This is a genomic window from Klebsiella sp. JB_Kp042 (assembly GCF_040065275.1).
Taxonomy (GTDB): Bacteria; Pseudomonadota; Gammaproteobacteria; order Enterobacterales; family Enterobacteriaceae; genus Klebsiella; species Klebsiella quasipneumoniae.
Genome location: NZ_JBEAJL010000116.1, coordinates 111,568 through 129,116, shown reverse-complemented (window position 1 = coordinate 129,116; position 17,549 = coordinate 111,568). Strand labels below are relative to the sequence as shown.

The 17,549-nt window shown below is 57.5% G+C and carries 16 protein-coding genes; 6 read left to right on the top strand and 10 right to left on the bottom strand.

Features of this window, described 5'->3' with window-relative positions; translation table 11 throughout:
* The first annotated feature begins 12 nt into the window (after positions 1-12).
* Together secA and mutT are read left to right on the top strand one after the other, a co-directional pair.
* Positions 13-2,718: a preprotein translocase subunit SecA gene (secA, locus tag ABLV54_RS25500; RefSeq protein WP_023291985.1), complete on the top strand. Its 2,706-nt coding sequence runs from the start codon at positions 13-15 to the stop codon at positions 2,716-2,718.
* A gap of 57 nt (positions 2,719-2,775) precedes the next feature.
* Complete coding sequence (gene mutT / locus ABLV54_RS25495) at positions 2,776-3,168, top strand: 8-oxo-dGTP diphosphatase MutT (RefSeq protein WP_050533883.1); 393 nt, start codon at positions 2,776-2,778, stop codon at positions 3,166-3,168.
* Between the two features lie 51 nt (positions 3,169-3,219).
* Here the strand turns inward: mutT and yacG are convergent, their stop codons facing one another.
* The 3 genes from yacG to coaE are packed head-to-tail and all read right to left on the bottom strand — an operon-like array spanning position 3,220 to position 4,787.
* A complete protein-coding gene (yacG, locus tag ABLV54_RS25490; RefSeq protein WP_004204348.1) occupies positions 3,220-3,414 on the bottom strand; it encodes a DNA gyrase inhibitor YacG in 195 nt (64 codons plus the stop codon).
* A gap of 9 nt (positions 3,415-3,423) precedes the next feature.
* On the bottom strand, positions 3,424-4,167 hold the full coding sequence (zapD, locus tag ABLV54_RS25485) for a cell division protein ZapD (protein WP_017901182.1): 744 nt from the start codon (positions 4,165-4,167) through the stop codon (positions 3,424-3,426).
* Positions 4,167-4,787 carry a dephospho-CoA kinase gene (gene coaE / locus ABLV54_RS25480; protein ID WP_023291987.1) on the bottom strand — a complete coding sequence of 207 codons (621 nt, stop codon included), beginning with the start codon at positions 4,785-4,787 and terminating at the stop codon, positions 4,167-4,169. Before coaE ends, zapD begins: the two co-directional genes overlap by 1 nt.
* A 344-nt stretch (positions 4,788-5,131) precedes the next feature.
* Between coaE and ABLV54_RS25475 the strand changes: the two genes are divergently transcribed.
* Entirely contained in the window at positions 5,132-6,175 is a 1,044-nt protein-coding gene (locus ABLV54_RS25475; protein WP_023291988.1) for a GMP reductase, read from the top strand.
* A gap of 36 nt (positions 6,176-6,211) precedes the next feature.
* On the opposite strand, the gene hofC is transcribed toward ABLV54_RS25475, so the two are convergent.
* The 4 genes from hofC to nadC all read right to left on the bottom strand — a co-directional run bounded on the left by hofC (position 6,212) and on the right by nadC (position 10,309).
* Positions 6,212-7,417, bottom strand: coding sequence for a protein transport protein HofC (gene hofC, locus ABLV54_RS25470; RefSeq protein WP_050533882.1), 1,206 nt, complete (start codon positions 7,415-7,417; stop codon positions 6,212-6,214).
* Entirely contained in the window at positions 7,407-8,792 is a 1,386-nt protein-coding gene (gspE, locus tag ABLV54_RS25465; protein WP_023291990.1) for a type II secretion system protein GspE, read from the bottom strand. Before gspE ends, hofC begins: the two co-directional genes overlap by 11 nt.
* A gap of 10 nt (positions 8,793-8,802) precedes the next feature.
* Entirely contained in the window at positions 8,803-9,234 is a 432-nt protein-coding gene (ppdD, locus tag ABLV54_RS25460) for a prepilin peptidase-dependent pilin (RefSeq protein ID WP_044521029.1), read from the bottom strand.
* Positions 9,235-9,415: 181 nt separating this feature from the next.
* On the bottom strand, positions 9,416-10,309 hold the full coding sequence (gene nadC / locus ABLV54_RS25455; RefSeq protein WP_023291991.1) for a carboxylating nicotinate-nucleotide diphosphorylase: 894 nt from the start codon (positions 10,307-10,309) through the stop codon (positions 9,416-9,418).
* 133 nt (positions 10,310-10,442) lie between these two features.
* On the opposite strand from nadC, the gene ampD reads away from it, so the two are divergent.
* Both ampD and ampE read left to right on the top strand, forming a co-directional pair.
* Complete coding sequence (gene ampD, locus ABLV54_RS25450) at positions 10,443-11,006, top strand: 1,6-anhydro-N-acetylmuramyl-L-alanine amidase AmpD (RefSeq protein WP_023291992.1); 564 nt, start codon at positions 10,443-10,445, stop codon at positions 11,004-11,006.
* On the top strand, positions 11,003-11,857 hold the full coding sequence (ampE, locus tag ABLV54_RS25445) for a beta-lactamase regulator AmpE (RefSeq protein WP_050533881.1): 855 nt from the start codon (positions 11,003-11,005) through the stop codon (positions 11,855-11,857). The genes ampD and ampE overlap by 4 nt, the downstream gene beginning before the upstream one ends.
* Positions 11,858-12,078: 221 nt before the next feature.
* Here ampE and ABLV54_RS25440 read toward each other — a convergent pair whose 3' ends face one another.
* From ABLV54_RS25440 to aroP, 3 genes are all read right to left on the bottom strand, one after another.
* On the bottom strand, positions 12,079-13,029 hold the full coding sequence (locus ABLV54_RS25440) for a family 43 glycosylhydrolase (RefSeq protein ID WP_048296696.1): 951 nt from the start codon (positions 13,027-13,029) through the stop codon (positions 12,079-12,081).
* Entirely contained in the window at positions 13,029-14,435 is a 1,407-nt protein-coding gene (locus ABLV54_RS25435) for an MFS transporter (RefSeq protein ID WP_017901173.1), read from the bottom strand. The genes ABLV54_RS25440 and ABLV54_RS25435 overlap by 1 nt, the downstream gene beginning before the upstream one ends.
* Positions 14,436-14,618: 183 nt before the next feature.
* Positions 14,619-15,989 (bottom strand): aromatic amino acid transporter AroP, encoded by a 1,371-nt coding sequence (gene aroP, locus ABLV54_RS25430; RefSeq protein ID WP_023291995.1) that lies wholly within the window; start codon positions 15,987-15,989, stop codon positions 14,619-14,621.
* A 644-nt stretch (positions 15,990-16,633) separates the two neighbouring features.
* Here aroP and pdhR point away from each other — a divergent pair.
* The gene (pdhR, locus tag ABLV54_RS25425; RefSeq protein WP_002888699.1) at positions 16,634-17,413 is read left to right on the top strand and encodes a pyruvate dehydrogenase complex transcriptional repressor PdhR; all 780 of its coding nucleotides are present in this window, start codon (positions 16,634-16,636) and stop codon (positions 17,411-17,413) included.
* Positions 17,414-17,549: the final 136 nt, after the last annotated feature.

The window sequence follows — 17,549 nt, the reverse complement described above, 5'->3', positions numbered from 1 at the left end:
TGAGATTTTATTATGCTTATTAAAATGTTAACCAAGGTTTTCGGCAGCCGTAACGACCGTACGCTGCGTCGTATGCGCAAAGTCGTCAATATCATCAACGGTATGGAACCGGCGATGGAAAAACTCTCTGATGACGAGCTGAAAGCGAAAACCGCTGAATTCCGCGCGCGCCTGGAAAAAGGCGAAGTGCTGGAAAACCTGATCCCTGAAGCTTTCGCCGTCGTTCGCGAAGCCAGTAAGCGCGTGTTCGGCATGCGTCACTTCGACGTCCAGCTGCTGGGCGGTATGGTGCTTAACGATCGCTGCATCGCCGAGATGCGTACCGGTGAAGGTAAAACCCTGACCGCGACCCTGCCGGCCTACCTCAACGCGCTGACCGGCAAAGGCGTTCACGTGGTGACCGTCAACGATTATCTGGCCCAGCGTGACGCCGAAAATAACCGCCCGCTGTTCGAATTCCTCGGCATGACCGTTGGCATCAACATGTCCGGCCTGCCGGCGCCGGCGAAGCGTGAAGCCTACGCTGCCGATATCACCTATGGCACCAACAACGAATACGGCTTCGATTACCTGCGCGACAACATGGCCTTCAGCCCGGAAGAGCGCGTTCAGCGTAAACTGCACTATGCGCTGGTGGATGAGGTGGACTCCATCCTGATCGATGAGGCGCGTACCCCGCTGATCATTTCCGGCCCGGCAGAAGACAGCTCTGAAATGTACCGCAAGGTCAACAAGATCATTCCACACCTGATTCGTCAGGAAAAAGAGGATTCGGACACCTTCACCGGCGAAGGCCACTTCTCGGTGGATGAAAAAGCGCGTCAGGTTAACCTGACCGAACGCGGTCTGGTGCTGATTGAAGAGCTGCTGGTACAGGAAGGCATTATGGATGAAGGTGAGTCCCTGTACTCCCCGACCAACATTATGCTGATGCACCACGTCACCGCCGCGCTGCGCGCCCATGCGCTGTTCACCCGCGACGTTGACTACATCGTTAAAGATGGCGAAGTTATCATCGTTGATGAGCACACTGGCCGTACGATGCAGGGCCGCCGCTGGTCCGATGGCCTGCACCAGGCCGTTGAGGCCAAAGAGGGCGTGGAGATCCAGAACGAGAACCAGACCCTGGCCTCTATCACCTTCCAGAACTATTTCCGTCTGTATGAGAAACTGGCGGGGATGACCGGTACCGCCGATACTGAAGCCTTTGAATTCAGCTCCATCTATAAGCTGGATACCGTGGTCGTCCCGACCAACCGTCCGATGATCCGTAAAGACATGGCGGATCTGGTCTATATGACCGAAGCGGAAAAAATTCAGGCGATTATCGAAGATATTAAAACCCGTACCGCAGCCGGTCAGCCGGTGTTGGTGGGGACAATCTCGATCGAGAAATCGGAAGTGGTTTCCCGTGAGCTGACCAAAGCCGGCATTAAGCACAACGTTCTGAACGCCAAGTTCCACGCCAGCGAAGCGGACATCGTCGCCCAGGCAGGCTATCCTTCCGCGGTGACCATCGCTACCAACATGGCGGGCCGTGGTACCGATATTATGCTCGGCGGTAGCTGGCAGGCGGAAGTCGCGGCGCTGGAAAACCCAACGCCTGAGCAGATTGAACAAATCAAAGCCGACTGGCAGGTGCGCCACGATGCGGTACTGGCCGCAGGCGGCCTGCACATCATCGGTACCGAGCGTCATGAATCACGCCGTATCGATAACCAGCTGCGCGGCCGTGCCGGTCGTCAGGGGGATGCCGGTTCTTCCCGCTTCTACCTGTCGATGGAAGATGCCCTGATGCGTATCTTCGCCTCCGATCGCGTATCCGGCATGATGCGTAAACTGGGGATGAAACCCGGCGAAGCCATTGAGCACCCGTGGGTCACCAAGGCTATCGCCAACGCACAGCGTAAAGTCGAGAGCCGTAACTTCGATATTCGTAAGCAGCTGCTGGAATATGATGATGTGGCCAACGACCAGCGCCGGGCAATTTACACCCAGCGTAACGAACTGCTGGACGTGTCTGACGTCAGCGAAACCATCAACAGCATCCGCGAAGACGTGTTTAAGGCGACTATCGATGCCCATATTCCGCCGCAGTCGCTGGAGGAAATGTGGGATATCGAAGGCCTGCAGGAGCGTCTGAAAAACGACTTCGACCTCGACCTGCCAATCAAAGAGTGGCTGGATAAAGAGCCGGAGCTGCATGAAGAGACCCTGCGCGAACGTATTCTGCAGAGCGCGGTAGAAACCTACCAGCGTAAAGAAGAAGTGGTCGGCGCCGAAATGATGCGCCACTTCGAGAAAGGCGTGATGCTGCAGACCCTGGATTCGCTGTGGAAAGAACATCTGGCGGCGATGGACTACCTGCGCCAGGGTATCCACCTGCGCGGCTATGCGCAGAAAGATCCGAAGCAAGAGTACAAGCGCGAATCGTTCTCTATGTTTGCCGCGATGCTGGAGTCACTGAAGTATGAAGTGATCAGCACCCTGAGCAAAGTGCAGGTGCGGATGCCGGAAGAAGTCGAGGCGATGGAGCAGCAGCGTCGTGAAGAGGCCGAGCGCCTGGCGCAGATGCAGCAGCTCAGCCATCAGAGCGATGATGAAGCCGCTGCACAGGATCTGGCGGCGCAAACCGGCGAACGTAAAGTGGGGCGTAACGATCCCTGCCCGTGCGGTTCCGGTAAAAAATACAAACAGTGCCATGGACGTCTGAGCTAAGGGCTGATAAAAAAACAAAGGCGCAGAGTTCTGCGCCTTTTTTATGGAGCTGATTCAATGAAAAAACTGCAAATCGCCGTAGGGATAATTCGCAATCCAGAAGGCGACATCTTTATTACCCAGCGCGCCGCCGATGCCCATATGGCGAATAAACTGGAGTTCCCGGGCGGGAAGATTGAATCTGCTGAAACGCCAGAGCAGGCGTTGATCCGCGAGCTACAGGAAGAGGTGGGGATTACGGTCACCACGTTTTCACTATTTGATAAGCTGGAGTATAAGTTCCCCGATCGCCACATTACGCTGTGGTTTTTCCTCGTGGAAAGCTGGGAAGGCGAGCCCTGGGGCAAAGAGGGGCAGCCTGGACAGTGGATGGCGCGGCAGGCGCTGGATCCGGCGGCGTTTCCCCCGGCTAATGAACCGGTTATCCGCAAACTTATCGCCCAGGGCTGAGCCCCGGGCCGGGAGGCTAACCCGACAGGCGTGGGTTAGCGTGCCGTCAAATCAGGGCTGCTGCTCGCTCCAGTCATCGCTATCGGAGAGATCGCCCGCGCTGGGGATGCGCTTCTCCTCTGCTGCCCATTCTCCCAAATCGATCAGCTGGCAGCGCTTGCTGCAGAACGGACGATAGGGGCTTTGTTCGCCCCATACCACATTTTTGCCGCAGGTCGGACAATTGACGATAGTCTCTTCTGACATGTTATCTCCTTAACAGCAGGCCAGTTCAAAATCAAAGCGCTCCGGCACGATCCCATACTCACTGTCCAGCGGCAGGAAGCGGATGGCGAAACGGCTCTTATGGCCGGAGATCTGTGGATAAAGCTGGTGGGCCAGATCGAGACGCAGGCGCAGCAGATCGGCATCTTCGCCATTATCCTGATAAAAGCCATTGAGGCTGGTCTGTTTGCGAAACTGCCCGGAGTTACGGATCAGATCGAGGATCAGGCTCAGGGACTGGACCAAAGGATCGAGGCTGGCAAGCCAGCTGGCCACCTGCTCGTCACGATGCGCCTGCGGCATATGGAGCCAGATATGCAGGGTCGGTAAATCGAAGCTGCAGCAGCCTCCAGGGATACTCAGACGCTGACGCACTAGCGCAATCAGGCGATCTTCACGCAGAAACTGACCAATGCGCGGCGCGGCCATCAGGGTGCTGGAAGACTGCTTGAGCTGCTGGCGCAGCGCGTTAATGCGCTCCTGATCGACTCCCGGCACTTCTGCCCAGGACTGGAGCTTACGCTGCTGGCGCTCCAGCTCTTTGACCAGATCGGTACGCACCTCGCCGCGCTCCAGGACATCCAGCAGATCGCCGGCGTTACGGAAAAAATGGAGCGCATCGGCATGGCTGGCAATCATCGGATGGAAAGCCATCTGCTGGATCAGAAATTCGATGCGCAGCCAGGTGCGCATTTTCTCATTAAGAGGATGTTCAAACAGAACGGGGGTATGCATTACGAGTTTTCCTGTGAGGCGGCCTGCGATGCCAGCGTTAAGTACTTTTCGTGCAGGCGGGCAACATCCGATGCCACTGCATCCGGTGTGCCAGTGTTTTCAATAACATCGTCCGCGACGGCCAGGCGCTGCTCGCGCGTGGCCTGGGCGGCAAGAATATGTTCAGCATGTTCGCGGCTGACCTTATCGCGCAGCATGGTGCGTTCGATTTGCGTCTCTTTTGGCACATCGACGACCAGGACGCGATCGGCCTGGCTGGACAGGCGGTTTTCGACCAGCAAAGGTACGACCCAGAGGAGATAAGGGGAGGTGACGGCCTGCATCTGGCGGCGCGTTTCCTGCTGAATTAGCGGATGCAACAGCGCGTTGAGCCAGGCTTTTTCCTCCACCTGAGCAAAAATTTTTTCCCGCAGCAGACGGCGGTTTAGCGTGCCGTCGGGCGCGATCATCTGTGGCCCGAAGTGGCCGGCAATGGCCTGGAGCGCCGGGGTGCCGGGTTCGACTACCTGGCGGGCGATAACATCGGCATCGATAACGTTAATCCCAAGCTGCGCGAAGGCGTCGGCAACCGTACTTTTACCGCTGCCAATCCCGCCTGTTAACGCGACTGTGTACCCCATATCTTCTGACCCTGAAACGGATTGCTCGTATTTTTTGGTATTCAGACAGCGAGGACGGGCAGTATGCCGGGGAGGCGACAGCGATCTTGTCGTGATGGCCCCGTGCCAACCGGGAGCGCCGTCCGCTATTCTGTTTATTTTAATCAAGCAAATCAAATGGTTAAAAATAATACGCTGGCGGGTGGAGACATAAGCGCTTTTTTCTCCATTCACCAGGTAAATTTATACGATTGTAGCGTAAAAAAAGTGAAAATCGCAGTCTTGCGCGGGCCTGATTCGTGCGTATGATAACGTCACTGGAGTTGTGCTCTCACATTAATGCCATTAACCCCAGGAATTCGCACATGCGTATTGAAGAAGATCTGAAGCTTGGTTTCAAAGACGTTCTTATCCGCCCGAAACGCTCTACCCTCAAAAGCCGTTCTGATGTTGAGCTGGAACGTGAATTCACCTTTAAACATTCAGGCCTGACCTGGTCCGGCGTGCCGATTATTGCGGCAAACATGGATACCGTCGGCACCTTCAGCATGGCGAAAGCGCTGGCCACTTTTGGCATTCTGACCGCAGTACACAAGCACTACACCGCAGAAGAATGGCAGGCGTTTGTCCAGAGCGTATCCGCAGACGTTCTCAAGCATGTGATGGTTTCCACCGGTACTTCCGACGCGGATTTCGATAAAACGCAACAGATCCTCTCTGAGAACCCACAGTTGAATTTTGTGTGCATTGACGTCGCCAATGGCTACTCTGAACACTTCGTTCAGTTTGTGGCGAAGGCGCGCGAAGCCTGGCCGCAAAAAACCATTATCGCCGGGAACGTGGTCACCGGTGAAATGTGCGAAGAGCTGATCCTCTCCGGCGCCGATATCGTCAAAGTTGGTATTGGCCCGGGGTCCGTTTGCACCACCCGTGTCAAAACCGGGGTCGGCTACCCGCAGCTCTCCGCCGTGATCGAGTGTGCTGATGCTGCACACGGCCTTGGCGGCCAGATCATCAGCGATGGCGGTTGCACCATGCCGGGCGATGTGGCGAAAGCCTTCGGCGGCGGCGCTGATTTCGTGATGCTCGGCGGTATGCTGGCGGGCCACGAAGAGAGCGGCGGTACTGTGGTTGAAGAGAACGGTGAAAAATTCATGCTGTTTTACGGTATGAGCTCCGAGTCGGCGATGACCCGCCATGTGGGCGGTGTCGCGAAATACCGCGCGGCGGAAGGGAAAACCGTGAAGCTGCCGCTGCGTGGCCCGGTGGACAATACCGCGCGCGACATTCTCGGCGGCCTGCGTTCAGCCTGCACCTACGTTGGCGCCTCGCGACTGAAAGAGCTGACCAAACGCACCACCTTTATCCGCGTTCAGGAACAAGAGAACCGGGTATTCAACAGCCTGTAACCGGCTGCGCTGGCGCCTGCGCGGTGCCAGCGTTTCTCATCCTCCCGCCCCGCCAATGGCATCGCCCAGGTGAAAAACGGGCAAATACATCGCCACCACCAGGATCCCAACCAGCGAGCCGGTTATTACCAGCATCAGGGGTTCCAGATGCGCAGCCAGACTGTCGGCTCGCTGATGGGTCTGCTCACGATGATGATGCGCCAGGTTTTCCAGCATCTGATCCAGCGCCCCCGCGCTTTCCCCCGTACGGATGAGCTGCAGACACAGCGGTGTAAAACCGCCGCAGCGGCTTAACGCCTGCCAGATCGGATCCCCCTGAACGATCAGCGAGCGGGCCTGCGCCAGGCGCTGGCGCCACAGCGGGCACGACAGGGTCTCTTCAACGCTTTGCAGCCCCTGCAGAAAGCTGATACCGGCGCTTTGGGTTAACGCCAGAACGGTGAATATCAGGCTCAGCTGTTGGCCGCCGATCAGGGGGCCGACGAGAGGGAGCGCGTTAAGCAACTGCTGGCGACGCAGCAGCCAGTCGGCGCGCTGCCGGACCAGCTGGTTGAGCAGCAGCGGGCTCAGCAGAAAGGCCAACAGCAACGGCCAGCCGCGGCTCAGCATGTCGCCTGCCGCAATAACCATTCGCGTCAACAACGGCAGCGGCGTATTGAACGTCTGGTAGATGGCGGTGAATTCGGGAAGGACAAAATAGAGCATTCCAAGCACCACCAGCAACGCCAGAGTGAGCACGATTAGCGGGTAGCGCAGCGCCTTTTTGACCTTGCCGGCAAGCCGCTGCTGCTCCTGCTGCTGGTTGGCCAGCTGCTGGCAGCAAATATCGAGCTTGCCCGTCAGTTCGCCGGTGCTAATCATCGCCAGATACAGTGGCGGAAAAGCCTGCGGCCACTGCGCCAGTGCGGCAGAGAAGGCTACGCCCTGGGCCAGTTCGCGGCCCAGCGCCTCAAGCAGCGCCTGCCACTGCGCATGCGGTTGCTGCTCCGCCAACAGCGATAACCCTTCCGCCAGCGGTAGCCCGGCCTGCAGCAGGGTTGCCAACTGGCGGATGGTTTCGCTGCTGTAGCGCGGGTGCCACAGGCTTTGCTTCACCGAACAGCGGCGTATAGCCAGCGGCATGATGCGCTGCTGCTGGAGGTGATGCAGCACCTCCGGACGACTGGCTTGCCATAGCATCCCCTGACAAGGAGCGCCTTGTGCATCGACGCCTCGCCAGCGCCAGAGACGCTTAGTCGCCATGGGGGATCCCCAGCACCCGCACCACCTCTTCGAGGCTCGTCAACCCCTGTTCGATAGCCTGACATCCGCTTTCAAAAAGCGTCATCATGCCCGCGGCTCGCGCCAGAGATTCGATCTCAAGGGCGTTGAGTCCCTGGACTATCCCCTGACGTAGCCCCGGGGTGACAGGCAAGACCTCAAACAGCGCCAGACGGCCATGATACCCGTGATAACAGTTTTCGCAGCCTGCTGCCTGCCAGCGCGGCAGCGGGCGGGGCCACAGACTGTGCGGCAGGTCGGCGGCGCTGCCGGCATTGCGCCGGCAGTGGGGGCACAGCTTGCGGACCAGACGCTGGGCGATAACCAGCGAGAGCGCAGAAGAGATCATCCAGCGGGCGATGCCCATTTGCTGCAGGCGAGTGAGGGTTTCGCTGGTGGAATTGGTGTGCAGGGTAGAGAGCACCAGATGGCCCGTTTGAGCGGCTTTCAGCGCGATTTCAGCGGTTTCGGCATCGCGGATTTCACCCACCATCACAATATCCGGGTCCTGGCGTAACAGGGCGCGCAGCACGCTGTGAAAGGTCAGCCCGGCGCGCGGATTGATTTGCGTCTGGTTCATCCCGGCGATAGGGATCTCCAGAGGATCCTCGACGCTACAGATGTTCACTTGCTCCCGGTTTCGGGCCTGCAGGGCGCTGTAGAGGGTCACCGTTTTCCCGCTTCCGGTTGGGCCAGTGACCAGCAGCAGCCCCTGCGGCTGATTCAGCGCCTGGCGAAAGGCCGCCAGCTGAGAGGATGAGAGGCCGAGAGCCTCCAGATCCAGCGCCTGGTCAACCTGATGCAGAAGGCGCAGGACAATTTTCTCGCCATAGCGGCAGGGCAGGGTGGCGATGCGAAAGGAGAGCGGCCGTCCGGCGAGGTTCAGCGCGAACTGACCATCCTGCGGCAAACGATGCTCGGCGATATCGAGATTGGCCATCACCTTGAGTCGTGCGATAACCGGCGCGGCCAGCTCGGGCGCCAGCAGCGGCAGCGCGTGTAGCACGCCATCGACACGCAGGCGGATCCTTAAGTGCGCTTCCGTGGGCTCGATATGAATATCGGACGCCCGCTGACGCAGGGCCTGCTCGAGGATCTGGTTGACCCGCTCGGCGATGTTTTCCGGCCCTGCATTTTGCGCCAGCAGCGCCTGCTTTTCCTGGACTTGCAGGCGCTTATCCATCTGCTCCTGGCTCCAGCATTCAATATCGATCCGTTTTTGCGTCGCGAAACGCAGCGCCTCCATTAGCTCCGTCGGTGGGGTATCGACCACCGCAATGGATATCGTCTGCTCATCGCTGTGCAGCAGCAGGGCGTGATGGCGACGACAGAGAGGGATCAGCTGTTCTGTTTTCATGTTGTCGCCCTCACTTCACCCGGAAGACGTCTTCGCAGGCCTGCTGAAGTGCGCTGTTGTCGGTGATAGTGCAGACCCGCTGCCAACCGGTGACGCCTTCGGCGTTATCCCAGGTCGGGGTCAGGGTGACGCCCAGTCCGTTGAGACTTTCCTGGCCGGTGAGGGTAACGACGCCTTTGGCCACGCTCATGGCGGAGAGGTAGCGCGTGGTTGTTGGCGAGGGGATGCCATTGCTGCCGCCGTCGCATGTCGTCAGGCCGCCATGATCGAGCGCGCAAAGTTCGATTGCCGTCCGGTAGGGGACAAAGGTCTGCAGCAGGTCGGTGAGGGCGGCTTTACGCAGGTAGTTCTGGTAGGCCGGGATGCCGATGGCGCTGAGAATGGCGATGATGCCGATGACCACCATCAGTTCAATCAGGGTAAAACCTTGTTGTTTATCCATAAGTCGCTCCTTGTTGTGACAGGAGCACTGTGACGGGATTCTGGGGGGCAGGCGAGGAGACGAAAACGATCCGGGAAACCGGGTTCCAGGGTTTTTACCGGTATTGCATGGCGCGCAAGAGCGACTGCGAGTCGGGTCGCAAATTCAGGCCTTCACGCCCGGAAGCGTGAAGGCCAAATCCTCAGCGGAAACGCATCGACAGGTCGAGCGCCTGCACATGTTTGGTCAGGGCCCCGACGGAGATATAGTCGACCCCGGTCTCGGCAAATTCGCGGATGGTGTCAAAGGTGACGTTGCCGGAGACCTCCAGCGCCGCCTGGCCAGCGGTGATTTTCACCGCCTCGCGCATCAGGTCGGTGGTGAAGTTATCGAGCATAATGATATCGGCCCCGGCTTTTAACGCCTGCTCCAGCTCATCCAGCGTTTCCACTTCCACTTCCACCGGCACATCAGGATGCAGCCAGAACGCCTTTTCCACCGCCTGACGGATCGAGCCGGAGGCGATGATGTGGTTTTCTTTAATCAGGAAAGCGTCGAACAGCCCCAGACGGTGGTTGGCGCCGCCGCCGCAGAGAACCGCGTATTTCAGCGCGGTACGCAGCCCTGGCAGCGTTTTACGCGTATCCAGGAGTTGGGTTTTGGTGCCGGCCAGCAGGTCGACATAGCGGCGGACGACGCTGGCGACGCCGGAGAGGGTTTGCACAAAGTTCAGCGCCGTACGTTCGCCAGTGAGCAGAATGCGCGATGGGCCTTCCAGCTCGAACAGGGGTTGATCGGCTTTGACCGCGTCGCCATCGGCGACGTGCCAGGTGATAGTCACGTCGTCACCGGCGAGCTGAATGAAGACCTCTTCCACCCAGCGTTTACCACAGAAGACGCCATCTTCGCGGGTAATGACCACCGCATGGGAGCGTGCATCCTGCGGCAATAATTGTGCGCTAATATCGTTGCTGGCGTCGACTTCGCCGCCCAAATCTTCCCGCAGGGAGTGTGCGACAGCATCGGTAATATCGAGATTAATTCGTTCCAGCAGCACGTCACGGCGGCGGTCGGGGTTGTAACGACGAGGCGACATGATAAAGCTCCAGATAGATAAGATTCAGAAGTGGGAAACATGCTAACCTGAACGACGTTTCAGTACCATACACACTTCATCCTTTGGGCCGGCGTGTGGCCCGGAAGCATGAGTTCGCGAAAGGAGATCCCGCATGCAGTTGAACGAGGGATGGCTGGTCGGCGCGCGTCGGGTTCCCTCGCCGCACCATGACTGCCGTCCGGATGAAGAAGCCCCTTCCTTACTGGTGGTGCATAACATTAGCCTGCCACCAGGTGAATTTGGTGGTCCATGGATTGACGCGCTGTTCACCGGCACCCTGGATCCGCACGCGCATCCTTTCTTTGCCGAGATCGCTCATCTGCGCGTTTCGGCGCATTGTCTGATTCGGCGTGATGGTGAAATCGTGCAGTATGTGCCTTTCGATAAGCGTGCGTGGCATGCGGGGGTCTCCTGCTATCAGGGGCGCGAACGCTGCAATGACTTTTCCATCGGCATAGAGCTGGAAGGCACGGATACCCTGGCGTATACCGATGCGCAGTACCAGCAGCTGGCGGCGGTGACGGATCTGCTTATCACGATTTATCCTGCCATCGCCACAAACATCACGGGCCATAGCGATATCGCGCCCGTGCGCAAGACAGACCCGGGACCGGCCTTTGACTGGAAAAAATTTCGTGCGCTGCTCAGCGCGCCGTCAGAAAAGGAGACCTCATGACGCTGTTTACTACGCTGCTGGTGCTTATCGCTGAACGCCTGTTTAAACTGAGCGAACACTGGCAGCTTGATCATCGGCTGGAGGTGGTGTTCCGCCGGATAAAACATTTCTCGTTGCCGGGAACGCTGCTGATGACCCTGGTCGCCGTCGCGGTGGTCTACCTCATTCAGCGCTTGCTGCAGGGGCAGCTGTTCAACGTACCGCTGCTGGTGTTCTGGATCTTGCTGGGTCTGCTGTGCATCGGCGCCGGCAAGGTTCGGCTGCACTATCATGCCTATCTGAAAGCGGCGTCGCGCAATGACAGCCGCGCCTGCGATGCGATGGCCAGCGAGCTGACGTTGATCCATGGCGTCCCGCCGGGCTGTGATGAGCGCGAGTACCTTAGCGAACTGCAAAATGCGCTGTTATGGATTAACTATCGTTACTACCTGGCGCCACTCTTTTGGTTTGTGGTGGGGGGGGCGTGGGGGCCGCTGACGCTTATCGCTTATTGCGTTCTGCGCGCCTGGCAGACGTGGCTGGCGCGCTACCAGACGCCGCATCACCGTTTGCAGTCTGGAATCGATGGTATCCTGCATATTGTCGACTGGCTGCCGGTGCGTCTGGTGGGGGTTGTCTATGCCCTGGTGGGGCATGGAGAGAAAGCGCTTCCGGCGTGGTTTGCATCGTTAGGCGACCGCCATTCGTCGCAGTATCAGGTATTGACCCGCCTGGCGCAGTATTCCCTGGCCCGTGAACCGCACGTGGATAAAGTGGCGACCCCAAAGGCCGCGGTGTCGATGGCCAAGAAAACCTCGCTGGTGGTGGTGGTGATCATGGCGCTGCTGACGATTTACGGCACCCTGGTGTAACGGCCTGCACCCGTACTCTATCTGTCAGGATACCCCACCTGCGGGGCTTTGATTGCCGGATGGCGCTGCGCTTATCCGGCCTGGGGCTCACACCACGCAGGCCGGCAAGCAACAGCGCCGCCGGGCGCTATATCTGACGCCGCGCTTGTCATGTTGCCGGGGGGGCGGCTTCGCCTGACCCGGCCAGGAAAACCCGCGCCCGCGGGCAGCATACCGAACCGCTACAGCGTATCCGCCGGCGGGATGCCGAAGTCGGGCATGCCGTCCTCTCTCCAGGCGACGAGTTTTAGCCGCGTATGACGATTGGGATCATACAGCGGGTCGCCTTCAATCTCGGTGTAATTCCGCGCGTGATATACCAGCACATCTTCCCCCGCCGGCGTTTGGGTAAAACTGTTATGGCCCGGGCCATACTGGCGGTTTTCATAGCTGGTCCGGAACACTGGCTGCGGGGCTTTATGCCAGTTTTCCGGCTGCAGCGGATCGGCCTCCCGGTCGATCCAGAGCAATCCCATGCAGTAGTTTTCATCGGTGGCGCTGGCGGAATAGCTGATGAAAAGCTTATCGCCATGCACCAGCACCGCGGGTCCTTCATTGACCTTAAATCCCCGGCACTCCCAGTCGAACTCCGGCTTGCTCAGCATGACCGGCTCGCCTTTTAGCGTCCACGGGTTGGCCATTTCAGCGAGATACAGGTTTGAGTTGCCCTCGATATGCGGAGATTTTTGCGCCCACAGGTACCAGCGTTTGCCCTGATGGATAAAGGTGGTGGCATCGAGGGCGAAGGTATCGAAAGGCGTCACCACCTGGCCTTTTTCCTGCCAGCGGCCGGTCAGCGGATCGCTGTCGGCGCACTCGATAACGAACATGCGATGCTGGAACATGCCCAGCGCATCCAGATCGTGGGTATGGGTGGCGGCAAAATAGATATACCACTTACCGTCTATCTCATGTAGCTCCGGCGCCCAAATCAGCTGGCTCATCGGCCCGCTTTGCGGTGCGCGCCACACCACTACCGGCTCAGCATCGCGCAACCCCTCAAGGGTTGCCGCGCGCCGGATCTCCAGCCGGTCGTATTCCGGCACTGAGGCAATAAAGTAGTAATGATTCAGGTGGCGCAGAATAAAGGGATCTGCGCGCTGCTCAATAAAGGGGTTTGGCCAGTTGTTCATCAGGCTTTCCTTACGTGTTCACTGGTTTTCAGTTCCTGGTATTCATTCAGCTCGCTGTAGTTGCTGCGGCGCTTCTCTAAATCGCTCTGAATCTGGCGCATCAGGGTGCGGTCAACTTTAAGCAGGCGCACCACGCCGGCGGTGATCAGGTAGCCGACGCCGGGGATGACCGAGAACAGCAGCACGATGCCGTTGAGGGCCGAGGCGCTTTGCGCTTTGGCGCCGGCGTCGTAGCCGTACCATGACAGCAGGAATCCGACCATCGCCCCGGCGACCGCCAGGCCGACTTTAAGGAAAAACAGGTTGCCGGAGAAGCTAATACCGGTGATGCGCTTGCCGGTTTTCCACTCGCCGTAGTCGTCAACATCGGACATCAGCGACCAGTGCAGCGGGGAGGGGATCTGATGCAGGATATTGAGCAGGAAGTAGAGCACCATAATCAGCGTGGTGGCGTGCGGATTAAAGAAATAGAAGGCGCAGGAGAAGATCGCCAGCACGATGTTGGTCCAGAAGAAGACCTGCAGTTTGCACCAGCGGTCGGTGAGGACTTTTGCCAGCATGCTGCCAATCATCATCCCGACCACGCCGAGGCTGATAAACAGCGTGGCAAAATGGGTGCTTTGCCCCATCACCCAGGTGACGTAGTACATGGTGGCGGCCATGCGGATAAAGCCCGGACAGACGTTGCATAGCGTGAGCAGCAGGATGCGTACCCACTGGTCATTTTTCCATACGTCTTTGAGATCTTTTTTCAGTTCATCATTGGTCTGCACCGCCGGGTGGATGCGTTCGCGCACGGTGGCGAAGCAGAACAGGAACATACACATGCCGATAAAGGCCAGCACGGTCATCGCCATTTGATAGCCTTTCGCTTTATCGGCGCCGCCGAACCAGTCGGCCATGGGCAACAGCGTCAATGACAGCAGCAGCGTGGCGATACCCACCATCACGAAACGATAGGACTGGCAGGCAACACGTTCTTTCGGGTCGGCGGTCATCACCGTTCCCAGCGAGCAGTAGGGTATATTAATCGCGGTATAGGTAATCGACAGCAGAAAGTAGGTGACAAACGCATAGATGACTTTGCTGTTATAGGTCCACTCAGGAGTAGTGAACATCAGCACGCTGAACAGGGCGTAGGGGAAGGCAATCCACAGCAGCCATGGACGAAAGCGGCCATATTTACTGCGGGTGCGGTCGGCGAGGGCGCCCATGATCGGGTCGGTCACCGCATCGATGACGCGCACCGACAGCAGCAGTACGCCCACCAGCGCCGGCGCCAGGCCGAAGATATCGGTATAAAAATAGTTAACAAACAGCATGATGGCGCCAAAGATGATATTGCATCCGGCATCCCCCATCCCATAACCAATCTTTTCTTTTATTGAAAGTCTATTGTCTGCCATGTGCGGTCTCTCCGTTGCAGTATGGAGAGAATTATTGGCTGCTATCGAGAGAATTACGTTGCAGGAACGCGTTGACGATATGGATAAATAAGCTATGGAAGGGAAAGTGTGAAGCAGATAACAATGCTCTGCGCCCGTTATTAAGGGAGGGCGCAGAGCAAAGAGAATTATTGATGAGATGTATTATTGTGCTTTTACGGTGGCGGCGGCTTTCTGTTTAAACAGATAACCCACGCCCAGCACTGCGATCCATACCGGGATCAGCCAAACGGAAATCGCCATCCCCGGGGTCATCAGCATAATGATCAGCACCGCGGCCATAAACAGCAGGCACACCCAGTTACCCAGCGGGTAGAAGAGGGCGGGGAAGCGGGTGGTGACGCCCTGCTGCTGTTTGGCGCGACGGAATTTGATATGCGCGAGGCTGATCATCGCCCAGTTGATCACCAGGGCGGATACCACCAGTGCCATCAGCAGGCCAAATGCGGATTCCGGCGCCAGGTAGTTGATCAGCACACACAGGGCGGTGACCACGGCGGAGACGAGAATGGTATTGACCGGCACGCCGCGTTTGTCGACGCTGAGCAGCGCTTTCGGCGCGTTCCCCTGCTGGGCAAGGCCGAACAGCATACGGCTGTTGCAGTAGACGCAGCTGTTATACACCGACAGGGCCGCCGTCAGCACCACCACGTTGAGGGCGTTTGCCACCAGCGTATCGCCAAGCTCATGGAAAATCAGGACGAACGGACTGGTGTCCGCGGTCACGCGCGTCCACGGCAGCAGCGAGAGCAGGACCGCCAGCGAGCCAACATAGAAGATCAGGATACGGTAGATAACCTGGTTGGTGGCTTTCGGAATGCTTTGCTCCGGGTTATCCGCTTCCGCCGCGGTGATACCCACCAGCTCGAGACCGCCGAAGGAGAACATAATGATCGCCATCATCATCACCAGCCCGGTAAAGCCGTGCGGCAGGAACCCGCCTTGATCCCACAGGTTACGTACCGTCGCCTGCGGGCCGCCGTTGCCGCTGAACAGCAGCCAGCCGCCGAACAAAATCATCGCCACGACGGCGACCACTTTGATAATGGCAAACCAGAACTCCATTTCACCGAACACTTTCACGTTGGTCAGGTTAATGGCGTTGATGGCGATGAAGAAAACCGCCGCTGAGGCCCAGGTCGGGATTTCCGGCCACCAGAACTGGATATATTTGCCGACGGCGGTCAGTTCCGCCATGGCCACCAGGACATACAGCACCCAGTAGTTCCAGCCGGAGGCGAAGCCGGCAAAGCCGCCCCAGTATTTATAAGCAAAGTGGCTAAACGAACCGGCTACCGGCTCTTCCACCACCATTTCGCCCAGCTGACGCATGATCAGAAAGGCGATAAAACCGGCAATCGCATAACCAAGAATGATACCCGGGCCGGCGGACTGAATGACGGACGCGCTCCCCAGAAACAGGCCGGTGCCGATAGCCCCGCCCAGCGCGATGAGCTGGATATGGCGGTTTTTGAGGCCGCGCTTCAGCCGATCGCCGTGCTGTTGACCTTCCATATGAAACCTCGTGTGTGGTTATTTTTTGTGTACGTCATCCGTCAGGTTGCTGCTTCACTGCTGTCCCTGCCAGAAAGCATAGCCAGCGAAAATTTGGGCGAAGTGGCCCGCTTTTTACCTGAGTGATGGCGCGCACATATTGTTGTGTTTGTGTATTTTTCGACTTCCGTTTCTGTATTGTTTTGTTTACGGAAGGCGGTGCAGTAATTCAGAAAAAGGCCTTTCGTCTCAGGGAGAATAGTGGTAAGCGCGCTTGAATGCACCTGCTTTATGAAGGGATGATGACCATGTGTTTAAAAAGACATCAATAGACACATTCAGTATTATTCCGACGCATTGTTCTCATTTGGTTATTTATTCGTATTTACTGCCTTTATATTCACTTATCTGGTCGTTGAATCGGTTCAGATAGCGTAATTTTTCGTTTCCATTAAGTTAATGCTACCTCTTTATGAGTAAACGTAACATTTGTGCAAGGTTACATTTCTGAAATGTTATTTCTGTAAGGTTGTTAAAATGTCCGTGGTTTACTGATTTCAATCAAAACCTGTATGGACAGAAGGTGAATACTTTGTTACTTTAGCGCTACGAACTTTAAATTGGTAAGACCAATTGACTCCGGGCTAATGGCAGAGACAGGGAATATGGCCTACAGCAAAATCCGCCAACCAAAATTATCCGATGTGATAGAGCAGCAGCTGGAGTTTCTGATCCTTGAGGGGACCTTGCGCCCCGGCGAAAAACTCCCGCCTGAACGCGAACTGGCTAAACAGTTCGACGTTTCCCGCCCCTCGCTGCGTGAGGCGATTCAACGCCTCGAAGCCAAGGGCCTGTTGCTTCGTCGTCAGGGAGGTGGAACGTTTGTACAGAGCCGCCTGTGGCAGAGCTTCAGCGATCCGCTGGTCGAGCTGCTGTCCGATCACCCTGAATCCCAATTCGATCTGCTTGAGACCCGTCACGCGCTGGAAGGCATTGCGGCCTATTACGCGGCGCTGCGCAGCAATGATGAAGATCGCGACCGTATCCGCGAGCTGCATCAGGCTATTGAGCGGGCTCAGCAGTCGGGCGATCTGGACGCCGAGTCCGGCGCCGTCGTCCAGTACCAAATCGCCGTCACCGAGGCGGCACACAATGTGGTTTTGCTCCATCTGCTAAGGTGTATGGAGCCGATGCTGGCGCAAAACGTGCGTCAGAACTTTGAATTGCTGTATGCCCGCCGGGAAATGCTCCCGTTGGTCAGCAACCATCGCACTCGCATTTTCGAGGCGATAATGGCCGGGGAGCCGGAGCAGGCGCGTGAGGCGTCGCACCGTCACCTGGCGTTCATTGAGGAAATTTTGCTGGACCGTAGCCGTGAGCAGAGTCGTAGAGAACGCTCGCTGCGTCGTTTACAGCAACGAAAGGACGAGAACTCCGGTTCTTAAGCGCCATTTTTAGAGCGCGGCAACTAAACGCAGAACCTGTCTTATTGAATTTTTGGTTGTTCAAAGGTGAAGAACGAAGAGTTCAATGGGACAGGTTCCAGATTAATCAACGATTAGATAGATAAGGAATACCCCC